Consider the following 10,197-nt stretch of genomic DNA (forward strand, 5'->3'; position numbering starts at 1 on the left):
TCACCGCCATTGTGGACGGTCCAATCAGCGCCGAAGTCGTCTCGCTGGAAGCAGCGGGGATGGTATCCGAAGCCCTGGATCTTGCTCAGCTGCACAAAAACATCGTCATCAAGGTACCGATGACAGCAGCCGGGATCACTGCCACATCGATCCTGAGTAAACAGGGGATCCGGGTCAATGTAACACTGGTGTTCTCGGCCACTCAGGCCCTGGCCGCCGCCAAGGCCGGGGCTGCCTACGTTTCACCTTTTATCGGACGGATCGACGATATTGGCTCAGATGGGATCGATCTGATTGCCGAGATCATGCTGATTTTCAGTAATTATGGGATCAAAACGGAAGTGATCGCCGCCAGCATCCGGAATCGCAAGCATCTGTCCCAGGCGGCTATGGCCGGTGCTGACATCGCCACCATCCCTTATCAGGTGTTAATGGATTCCCTTAAGCATCCGCTGACGGATCAGGGCATCGCAAAATTTCTGAAGGACTGGGAAGGTGCGGTAAAATAATCTGGCCTATCCCGGTGTTTCAGTAATCCCCGGATTCGTGATAAATCAAATTTTTGCGAAAGACTTTTTTAAAAATTACGTTTCTTTTCATTTAAAATCATGGTAAATTGCTTATAGACCGGTCTGAATCGTTAGATCGAAAGGAATAAGAAAAAATGAAAATGAAAATTGAAATGATCCCGGAAGCTGAACTGGTGTATATTCAGAGGCGGGGTTCTTATGGCTTGGGCAATATCCAGACCATGGAAAAATTGAAAGCCTGGGCAATGGTCAAAGGCTTATTAAATGACGAATCAATTATTTTGGGGGTCCCCTGGGATAATCCTACTGTGACAAAACCGGAAGACTGTCGCTATGATGCCGGTCTGATCGTCAGTGATGTTCAGCAGATCAGTGACGATGACGTCCATATCGGCCGGATAAGTCCCGGGGAATATGCGGTTTTTGTGATCGATCATACCGCGGAATCTCTGGAGCGAGCCTGGTCAAACTTGTTTTTAGATCTCAGCAAACAAGGTTATCAACTGGATGGGTCCCGGCCGATTATGGAAAGATATGCAGCCCGAATGGTTAAAAACCACCGTTGTGAAATCTGCGCGCCAATCCGTTGAGCGGAATCTTAAGTTTTAGAACGTAATAATTAAGAGTGCCCATGGGGCGGTGAGGTTGTGTTATTAACACAATCAGCCGCCTCTTTTTGAGTGCGAGTTCATCTGGCATCGCTCTGTTTCTACAATTTAAATCGCCAGTTTTGATGCGAATTGCGGCAGCTTCGGTCAGTCGCAGAATGCCTTCGATGGCGACGCTGACAGTAATTTCGACATGGAAAAAATCGGTGGTGTTGTTGTCGCCGATAATCGTGGCCAGGGCAGGAAATTCAACATTGCCATACCGGCGAAGAAGGAGGTAAGTGTTCTAGTATTGAACACTTATTTAAAGAGTCTACAAAAATTTCCAGCACTTCTTTTCGTAAATATTTTCCAATATGGTATAACAAGAAAGTTTCACGATGCAAAGGCCTTAAATAAAGTCTTCTTTAAGCTATGTCAGTTTTTACACGTTTGAAAAATGAACACTTTGGAGTTTGCAATTGAATCAGCATCACGAATCTTAAAAAATCCCCGATATCCTTTGATTGAGGTTTCAGGAACGTCGGATATATCAAAACAAGGAGAAAGATAATTTTAATGAATTCTTTTTTGTACCAGACTCCAGAAGAGCTCAGAGCTGCCATTGAAAAAAATGATCGCCAATCTTATGTTGTTTTTACCAGTGTTACCATGGTAACGGAATTAGCCGGAAAATTTGATGAGCGTGTCATTCTTTGTTCGACTTCAGGTGAGTTTACCCCGAAAGGGTTCCAGGATCCGGCAATTACCGGATTTTCCTACGATCCTGAAAGTGTCGAAGTTGTTGAACTGTTGTATCCACCGGCTAGAGGTCTACAGACTTTAAAAAAAGCTTATGAAAAAGTCAAACATAATCAAAATGCCTTTGCCTTTTTATTGTGCGATGGGCTATCGGCCATGGAAGAAAGCATCATTACCACGTTTTTTTTCACGGACCCCCAATTCAAGATAATTGGTGGCAGTGCTGGAGACAATCTGAATTTTAAAGAAACCAGCATTTATATCGGTTCAAAAAAAGTACATAGCGTAGCGTTATTTTTTAACACCAAAACCCGAACACAACTTATTAAGGAAAATTTATACGGTCCCTGTGGCAAAAAAATGCTGGTTACGGAAGCGGATCCCGTCAAACGTATTGTTAAAACCTTTAATCATCAACCAGCATCCGTTGAATATGCAAGAATGCTTGGGGTTAATGTGTCCGATTTAGAAAAATATTTCATGTCAAATCCATTGGGAAAAAGCGCTGATGATGATATCTATATCGCGTCCCCGATGAAGATCAATCCAGATCGGTCCATTACCTTTTACGCCCAGATTATTCCAAATACGTTTGTTGACGTACTCGAATTAAAAAATCATGCTGATGTTATCAACGATACCTTAAATCAAGTGGAATTCAGGCCCAGCTTTGTCCTGTCCATCAATTGTATTCTTCGCAGTTTATACTTTATTGAAACGAAATCCTGGCGAGATGTTGATGCCGAGTTATTAACCATCTGCAAAAATCAAACCGGATTTGTCAGCTACGGAGAACAATACTTTAAGAACCATTTTAATCAGACAATGGTTCTGCTACTGGTAGAATAGGAGGCCTGTAATGACAAATATAACCAATGGCTCAGACGAAATTTTAATCGATCTGGGAAAAAACAATAACAACAGCTCAACTGCGTATTTTAACGAAATTTTTGAGTTGTCCAGTGATATGAATAAACAGATCCATAACCTGCTCAAAGAAGAAGGCATCATTACCTTTAATTTAAATGAGCTGTTTAATGGAAGTGGCTATACAACGCACCAAATAGAACAAATCGAAACTCACCTGGAATCTCTTTCTGGCAACACCCAACACACTCAGGATCAGGTCCAGGGGGTTTATAAAAGCCTGGAAAACACCTCTCAGGAAATCCAGGCCGCCAAAATTGGCATCGGCAGTCTGGCCGTGGAAATGAATCGGGTCAACACTGTTTTTGAAGAATTTTCCGATATGATTGTTGAAACCCAAGCCCAGTATATGAGCATCCGAAACTATTCGACCATTATTTCAAAGCTGGCTATGCAGACCAATCTGCTTTCCCTCAACGCTTCCATTGAAGCGGCCCATGCCGGGGAAGCCGGCAACGGCTTTTCGGTCATCGCCGATGAAGTCAAAAAGTTGGCAGACTATTCAAAGAAAAATGCAACCGAGATTCTGGAGGCATTAAATAATATGAATCTGATTGTTGAAAAGCTAAATGCCAAAGCCGCCGACGGAAAAAGAGTCGTCAGTGAAGTGACCCAGAAAACAGACGAATCGATTCAGTTACTGGATAACATTGTAGAAGCTGAGGGTCATGTCCATGAACATATTAATCTGGTGCAAAGTTCCCAAAATACTAATGTTCACGATATGGAAAAGATCGCAACTAATTTAACCAATGTGGTATCGCGTTCAAAAACAGAAAATCAGGAGTTCGAACAGCTGATCGCTGCGGTTCAGGTCAAATCCGATTATTATATGAGAATTCTGAACCACTTAAATCAAATCAAGTTATTCAGTGAATTGAAGGAGTCTTAGATCTTTTAGATGTTGGCACCTTGTTTTAACGATTTGATTAAGGTACAATAAACGCAGATCTATTTATATTACTTAGAAGGAGTTTTCACCTTGATCGATAAAACTATTAACAGCGACACCAAAAAAATAATTATCTATACACTGGCGGTATTCCTGACTCTCAGCTTGGCTTTTTTTGTGATTACCCTGGTGATCCAGATTAATGCCGATACGGCTCAGAAACACGAAATCATGACCCAGGAAGAACGGCTGGTAGATGTGGAAAAAACCATTGTTTCCAACAAGGTCAATCGGTTGGCAACGGATCTGCTTTATGTCACCGATGCCTTACAAATGGGTGACAATGGTCGGGGCGACTATTCCGATGTTGAGAATCACTGGCTGGCTTTTTCAAATCGAAAAATGATCTATGATCAGATTCGTTTTATTGATGTGGATGGCAATGAAGTGATCCGGGTCAATTATACCGAAACCGGGGCCACCCTCACCGACAGTGACGACCTTCAGAATAAGGCGGACCGTTACTATTTTGCCGAAGCGATTGAACTGGAAGATGACCAGGTCTATGTTTCCAAGCTGGATTTAAACATCGAAAACGATCAGATTGAGCAGCCCATCAAACCGATGATCCGCCTGGCCACCCCCTATTACGGGTCCAGAGGTCAGTTAGAGGGCATCGTGGTGCTGAATTATACAGCGGCAGATATGCTGAGTCAGGTGGAAAAAATTGCCTCTACCAGTCAGGGTAATATTTTTATGCTCAATGCCGATGGCTATTGGCTTTACCATAGCGGCGACAGCAGCAAGGCCTGGACATTTATGGATGAGCAGCGACTGGATGAAAGCTTTAAAAATGATTTTCCCGATATCTGGCAGACCATTCAGACCGAAAAAAGCGGCGTCCACAGTTCTGACACCGGAGTATTTAGTTACACGAACATCCTGACCGCCGATGATCTGGAACTTGGCGGCGACCATTCACTGGTCCTGGGACTGGGGGATTGGACCATCGTTTCATATATTCCGCCGGATACAACAGAAGGCAAGCTGCTGACGGGCAACTTGTTTGATACCGTCCTACTGGTCTTGAGAGATAATTTGTTCGCTTATTTTCTGATTTTAGCGTTCGCCTTATTTTTAGGCGCCCTGCTGACGATCAATAAGGTAAAAAATGACGAAATTAAATATTTTTCTGAATATGATGCGATGACCGGGATCTTTAATCGCCGGACCGGCTTTGAAAAACTGGCCCAGTTATATAAAAGTACCGAGAAAAACAAAAGCGAAATCTCGGTTTGTTTTATCGACATCAATGGGTTGAAGGATGTCAACGATTATTTAGGCCACGATGTTGGGGATGAACTGATTATAACCATCACCAACGGCATCAAAAACAAGATCCGGGCCAATGATTTCGTCGCCAGACTGGGCGGCGACGAGTTTCTGATCATCTTCGAAGGTCTGGATGAAACCGGGGCCGAAGCTGTCTGGCAACGGATTGTGGAAGAATTTGAACAGATCAATGACACTGAAAACCGTCGCTACCTGATCAGTGCCAGCCATGGCATAGAAACCTTCAACGGCGGCTCCAATGAATACATTGACACCATTATCAATCAGGCCGATGAGAAAATGTATCGGGAGAAAAAAATTATCAAAAAGGATTTGAAAATTATCCGGGACTTTAAACCCGGTGACGAAACCGGGCCGTTACCACAGGACTAAGTCGCTATCCGCGACAGCATCTGGTTGGGCAAGGCACCGGTACTTGTAAATAAATCAAACATCACGAAAAAAATCCACAGCCGCAACGCTGTGGATTTTTTGTGATGATAATGCTGATGGTATCGGCCCCGTAACGGCTACGGGGCTAACAGATATTTAGACTCCAGTTCTGCCAGCAGGTTGAGATAGTAAGCTGGAATCCCCTGTTGCTCGGCTTCGGCTTCAAAGGTCGCGGTCTGAGCGTTGATCTGGGCCAGTATTTCCGGGGCCAGCTGTTTTTCGGCAAAGGGATAGACCACCGTGTCTTCCTTGGCAATGTGACGGGCCAGGTGGCTGGCGTAACCAATCGCATTGGCAATCACATCCAACCGGCTTTCATCATCGCCAGCCTGCACCCGGATTAAGGCGGCTTTTAATTCGGCGATAAACAATCGGCCCCAGTCGTGTTCCACCAGCATCCCGTGAGAAATCAGATTGCTTCCCATTTTGCCCAGATGATCGACCATTTCTTTAAAGAGAAACTTTTCTTCTTTACCGTGATGATGAACATCCGCATAATTGGCGATAAAGTCAATCATCTTGTCAAAGTCTTCGTAATTGATGGGGTCGCCCTGCATTACCTGATAACTGGCCTTGCGGACGACGCCCAACATCCGGATAATATGGGTATGCTCATCGATCATTAATTCAATACTGTTCATTGGTTTTCCCTCCTGATCACATTGGTCACTTCATCAGTTTTTTCATAGACTAGCCCGGTATTTTCCAGAAAACCCCGGATCAGGGCTTCGCGTAGAGCATAATAGACTGCGATGTCGCCGTCGACTTCACTCCAGTAGTTGGCATGGACACAGGTATTGCGCTTCCAGACAACTTCGTCTTCGCTTTCCGCGATCAGGACATTGGCATGATCGCAGGGCATGCCGTCCAGCAGACTGTCACTGAGAAGCTTGTAGGCAGCTGCCGCCGTCATCTTGTCCTGGGATAAGGATCGGCCTTTGGCGCTAAAAATTGCTTCGATCAGAGGGTAGTTGTCAGGATCTTTTTTAAGCAGTGCGGTGATACTATCCGCCAGCTTATATTCTGACCGGGTGACATTGACCTGGAGCCAGCCGTGAATATTGCCTTCATCGATAACTGCTTCTAATGGTCTGGTTTCGGAAATACCATAGCGTTGGTCCAGCTCGTCCCGGCGCTGTGATGCGGTTTCACCATTTAAGGCAATGATGTCCGCCACAATTTCCTGTTGTATCTGTATTTTGTTATATACCCAAAAATGTATCGGTCCTAAAAATTTACTCATATTCGTCCTCCTGAGATGGCGGCTTAATTTTTTATCGCCGCTGTTTTTATTTGATGAGTTCATTATAACTACTTTTTATAAAATAATTGTAGCTGTGGCTACAAAAAATAAGAATCTTTGTGGTATACTGGGTCCAAGTTAAAAATAAATTATTGTTTTCACAATAAATCTCAGGAGGTTTTACCATGCAAAAAGTAAGCAAAGATATGAAAATTGGTGAGTTATTAAGAATAGACGGGGGCTTCGCTCCGATCTTATTAGAAATCGGTATGCATTGTCTGGGTTGTCCATCTTCACAAATGGAAACCATCGAAGAAGCCTGCCAGGTACATAGCACCAGCGCTGATGCCCTGGTGGACAAACTCAACGCCCACCTGGCTTCACTGTAAGCCGGGAAGAAGTAGACAAAAACTAGCGTACCGACCAATTGTTAATCTGTTGTTCGCCGCGGAATCGGACAGGCTCTGCCGTGTCCGCTCCGATGCGTACAACATGATGTAACAATTGTCGGTACTGGGTTAGTAGTTATATTACAGTTTTAAGCGCCTGCTAATCGGGCGCTTTTTTCATTTTCAATCTTTACGGAATAAACTGGCTGTCATATAATAAGGAAAACCAGTAGCGCATTGAGTGATTATTTAATAGAGAAGAAAGAGGGGACTTTGATGGAGAAATTTTATAGGGTGCTAGAAAAGAGTCCGTTGTTTGATAATATCAAAGCCGATGAATATAAAGTCCTGATGACCTGTATCAATGGCAATGTCCGGAAATTTAGTAGTGATGACTATGTTATTCTGGCCGGTAGCCAAATCAGTTTTGTGGGGATCGTGCTCACCGGTGCCGTTGAAATTATAAAAGAAAATCCCGCCGGCGCCAGACTGATCATGGATGTTTTAGGGCCGGCCCATATTTTTGGCGAGGGGATCGTCTGCACCAAAGCTCGAATCGCACCGGTGAGTGTCCGTGTCAAAGAAGACGCTCAGATTTTATTTATTCCTTTTGAACGGATCATCAGAACCTGCGGCAATGCCTGTAATTTTCATTTTCAGCTGATTCAGAATATGATGATGTTGTTGGGCGAAAAAAACTTCCGGATGAATTCTAAAATTGAACTGCTGATGCTAAAAGGGATGCGGGAAAAGCTGGCCACCTACCTGATTCATGAATCCCAGACAATCAACAGCCGGAGCTTTGATATTGTCTTCAACCGCAACGAATTGGCCGAATACCTTAATGTTTCCCGAACCGCCATGAGCCGGGAACTGAGCCGGATGAAGGACGAAGGGTTGCTGGATTACTACCAGAATTCTTTTAGAATCCTTGATCTGGATGGATTAAAGGATTGTTTGATGATCTGACCGATAATCCGCTGGTTGCGAAGGTAGTGTGTTTTTCGGGGCATAATCCTGGCGGTCACCGGTTTAAGAATTGAAAAAGTGATGATTGACTGATCTCTGCTAAAGTAATATGATAAGCCAATAAGTTAAAAGTTAATTAAAACACGAAAAGTGTTGGATCATAAATCATGAAAGAGGATAAATCTGTGAAGAAAAGTATAACAAAGAGTTTTGCTGCATTGCTGGGCCTGTGCCTGTTGGCCGGAATGCTCCCGGTGGGGGTGATAGCGGCGGGAATCCCCAGTGTCAGTTACCGGACCCATGTCCAGAATGATGGCTGGCAGAAATTTGTGGCTGACGGTACGATGAGCGGAACCGCCGGCAGAAGCCTGCGCTTGGAAGGCATTGAGGTGAAGCTGGATGCCCCGGCTTATGATCTGGGCATCACTTATCAAACCCATATCCAGAACATTGGTTGGGAAGCTGATACCGACCGCGGTTGGAAAAGCAATGGTGATATGAGCGGCACTGAAGGGCTGAGCTACCGGCTGGAAGCGATTCAGCTTAATTTGACCGGGGCTGATGCTGAAGCCTTTGATGTTTATTATCAGGTTCATGCTCAGAATATGGGTTGGCTGGGCTGGGCCAAAAACGGTGAAAGCTCAGGAACAGCTGGCTATTCCTATCGGCTGGAAGGTATCCATATCGTGATTGTGCCGAAAGGCGGCAATCCGCCAGCGGGAACTGTGGACCAGAATAGCCCCTTTGTCGAGCGGAAATCGGTACCGGGAAATCTGCTGATTCAGACCACAGCCAGCGATTTTAATGATAACGCCATGGGCTTGGATCAGGTCGCCATTGCGGCCAATTCCGGCGACGGGACAATCCAGTTGCAGTCAGGGAATAAGCAGGGCGTTTATACCTCCAATGTCTTTAATGCCAGTCCCTTTACCAAAGCGGTACTGTCCTGGGATACTGACACGCCGGCCGGAACCCTGGTTCAGGTAGAGGCCCGGGTTTGCGAAAATGCTGTCGATGCCAACGGCCAGTCTACGGAAAATTGGTCCGACTGGCTATCCTTCGGGCAGTGGGGAACCACCATCCACCGTTCTTCCGGAATCGGGAATACGGATAGCCCACTGGCAAAAATCGATGTCGATACCCTGGTACTCAAAAATGGTAGAACTGCCAATAAAATCCAATATCGGGTGATTCTGCATTCCGGCACTGCCGGAGCGACACCGACGGTACGATTAATCGCAGTGGCGTTGCGAAATGCCAATCCCGGCCAGGGCATTACCAAGGTCTTTGCTGATAATCCTGATTTATCAAACTTGCCGGTTCTCAATGTGCCGCAGTTGTCCCAGATGATCCGGGAACCGTCAATTGCCGATTCCATTTGTAGTCCCACCAGCGTGGCGATGATTCTTAATTATTATGGCACTGCGGTCCAGCCGGAAACTGCCGCCTGGGGCGCCTATGATTATGGCGCTGAGGAGTTTGGTAACTGGCCTTTTAACACCGCCTATGCTGCCAGCTTTGGTTATCTGGCCTATGTGGATTATTCCACCATCGAGGGCTTAAAGCGGGAAATTGCCGGGGGTCATCCGGTGGCGGTGGCAGTGGCCTATAAGAACAGCACCGGGGTCAGTGCCGATTTACCGGTTATCGATGGGGCGCCGATCCCGTCAACCTATGGACATCTGATTGTAGTATGTGGGTTTACCAATGAAAACGGCACCGATTATATCATCATCAATGATCCGGCCGCTGCCAGCAACGCCGGAGTTCGGGTCCGCTATCGTCTTGATCAGTTTGCAGCAGCCTGGGCCGAATCTGGCAATATTGCCTATATAATTCATTAAAGCCAGAAAATTTATAAACCACCTAAAAAAGAACCTGAGTTTCCAGGTTCTCAGACTGTCAAAAAAGATAACCCAGTACCGACAATTGTTACATCATGTTGTACGCATCGGAGCGAACACGGCAGAGCCTGTCCGATTCCGCGGCGAACAACAGATTAACAATTGGTCGGTACGGTAGTTTATCGACAACCTCAAAGAACCTGATTTTCCAGGTTCTTTTTTTATGTGCGCCCGGCATGGGCGCAATCTAACGGGTGAAAGTCCCGAGC

General features: G+C 45.4%; 11 protein-coding genes. 9 read left to right on the forward strand and 2 right to left on the reverse strand.

All coding sequences use genetic code 11. The annotated features are described in order from the left end of the window. From ABGU93_RS00390 to ABGU93_RS00415, 6 genes are all read left to right on the forward strand, one after another. Positions 1-509, forward strand: a 509-nt coding sequence (locus tag ABGU93_RS00390; RefSeq protein WP_347411524.1) for a transaldolase family protein, incomplete at its 5' end; no start/stop codon positions are given. Positions 510-664: 155 nt separating this feature from the next. Beyond that, positions 665-1,120 carry a GyrI-like domain-containing protein gene (locus ABGU93_RS00395; RefSeq protein WP_347411525.1) on the forward strand — a complete coding sequence of 152 codons (456 nt, stop codon included), beginning with the start codon at positions 665-667 and terminating at the stop codon, positions 1,118-1,120. A gap of 211 nt (positions 1,121-1,331) precedes the next feature. Continuing rightward, positions 1,332-1,574 carry a hypothetical protein gene (locus ABGU93_RS00400; RefSeq protein WP_347411526.1) on the forward strand — a complete coding sequence of 81 codons (243 nt, stop codon included), beginning with the start codon at positions 1,332-1,334 and terminating at the stop codon, positions 1,572-1,574. A 122-nt stretch (positions 1,575-1,696) separates the two neighbouring features. Continuing rightward, entirely contained in the window at positions 1,697-2,728 is a 1,032-nt protein-coding gene (locus ABGU93_RS00405) for an FIST N-terminal domain-containing protein (RefSeq protein ID WP_347411527.1), read from the forward strand. A gap of 10 nt (positions 2,729-2,738) precedes the next feature. Next, positions 2,739-3,698, forward strand: coding sequence for a methyl-accepting chemotaxis protein (locus tag ABGU93_RS00410; RefSeq protein WP_347411528.1), 960 nt, complete (start codon positions 2,739-2,741; stop codon positions 3,696-3,698). A gap of 90 nt (positions 3,699-3,788) precedes the next feature. Then, complete coding sequence (locus tag ABGU93_RS00415; protein ID WP_347411529.1) at positions 3,789-5,423, forward strand: sensor domain-containing diguanylate cyclase; 1,635 nt, start codon at positions 3,789-3,791, stop codon at positions 5,421-5,423. Between the two features lie 137 nt (positions 5,424-5,560). On the opposite strand, the gene ABGU93_RS00420 is transcribed toward ABGU93_RS00415, so the two are convergent. Together ABGU93_RS00420 and ABGU93_RS00425 are read right to left on the reverse strand one after the other, a co-directional pair. After that, the gene (locus ABGU93_RS00420; protein ID WP_347411530.1) at positions 5,561-6,124 is read right to left on the reverse strand and encodes a hemerythrin domain-containing protein; all 564 of its coding nucleotides are present in this window, start codon (positions 6,122-6,124) and stop codon (positions 5,561-5,563) included. After that, positions 6,121-6,726, reverse strand: a complete 606-nt coding sequence (locus ABGU93_RS00425) for a hypothetical protein (protein WP_347411531.1) — start codon at positions 6,724-6,726, stop codon at positions 6,121-6,123. Before ABGU93_RS00425 ends, ABGU93_RS00420 begins: the two co-directional genes overlap by 4 nt. Positions 6,727-6,911: 185 nt before the next feature. Between ABGU93_RS00425 and ABGU93_RS00430 the strand changes: the two genes are divergently transcribed. The 3 genes from ABGU93_RS00430 to ABGU93_RS00440 all read left to right on the forward strand — a co-directional run bounded on the left by ABGU93_RS00430 (position 6,912) and on the right by ABGU93_RS00440 (position 9,928). Next, complete coding sequence (locus ABGU93_RS00430; RefSeq protein WP_347411532.1) at positions 6,912-7,115, forward strand: DUF1858 domain-containing protein; 204 nt, start codon at positions 6,912-6,914, stop codon at positions 7,113-7,115. Positions 7,116-7,391: 276 nt separating this feature from the next. Beyond that, the gene (locus tag ABGU93_RS00435; protein ID WP_347411533.1) at positions 7,392-8,084 is read left to right on the forward strand and encodes a Crp/Fnr family transcriptional regulator; all 693 of its coding nucleotides are present in this window, start codon (positions 7,392-7,394) and stop codon (positions 8,082-8,084) included. 185 nt (positions 8,085-8,269) lie between these two features. Then, positions 8,270-9,928, forward strand: a complete 1,659-nt coding sequence (locus tag ABGU93_RS00440) for a C39 family peptidase (protein WP_347411534.1) — start codon at positions 8,270-8,272, stop codon at positions 9,926-9,928. The last annotated feature ends 269 nt before the right edge of the window (positions 9,929-10,197 follow it).

The sequence above is a fragment of the Acetobacterium sp. genome, from assembly GCF_039830195.1.
Lineage (GTDB): Bacteria > Bacillota > Clostridia > Eubacteriales > Eubacteriaceae > Acetobacterium.

What these genes read in the sequence shown, in the direction of transcription:
- ABGU93_RS00395 (WP_347411525.1), top strand. Translation starts at nt 665, where the DNA reads ATGAAAATGAAAATTGAAATGATCCCGGAAGCTGAACTGGTGTATATT.
- ABGU93_RS00400 (WP_347411526.1), top strand. Translation starts at nt 1,332, where the DNA reads ATGGAAAAAATCGGTGGTGTTGTTGTCGCCGATAATCGTGGCCAGGGC.
- ABGU93_RS00405 (WP_347411527.1), top strand. Translation starts at nt 1,697, where the DNA reads ATGAATTCTTTTTTGTACCAGACTCCAGAAGAGCTCAGAGCTGCCATT.
- ABGU93_RS00410 (WP_347411528.1), top strand. Translation starts at nt 2,739, where the DNA reads ATGACAAATATAACCAATGGCTCAGACGAAATTTTAATCGATCTGGGA.
- ABGU93_RS00420 (WP_347411530.1), bottom strand. Translation starts at nt 6,124, where the DNA reads ATGAACAGTATTGAATTAATGATCGATGAGCATACCCATATTATCCGG.
- ABGU93_RS00425 (WP_347411531.1), bottom strand. Translation starts at nt 6,726, where the DNA reads ATGAGTAAATTTTTAGGACCGATACATTTTTGGGTATATAACAAAATA.
- ABGU93_RS00430 (WP_347411532.1), top strand. Translation starts at nt 6,912, where the DNA reads ATGCAAAAAGTAAGCAAAGATATGAAAATTGGTGAGTTATTAAGAATA.
- ABGU93_RS00435 (WP_347411533.1), top strand. Translation starts at nt 7,392, where the DNA reads ATGGAGAAATTTTATAGGGTGCTAGAAAAGAGTCCGTTGTTTGATAAT.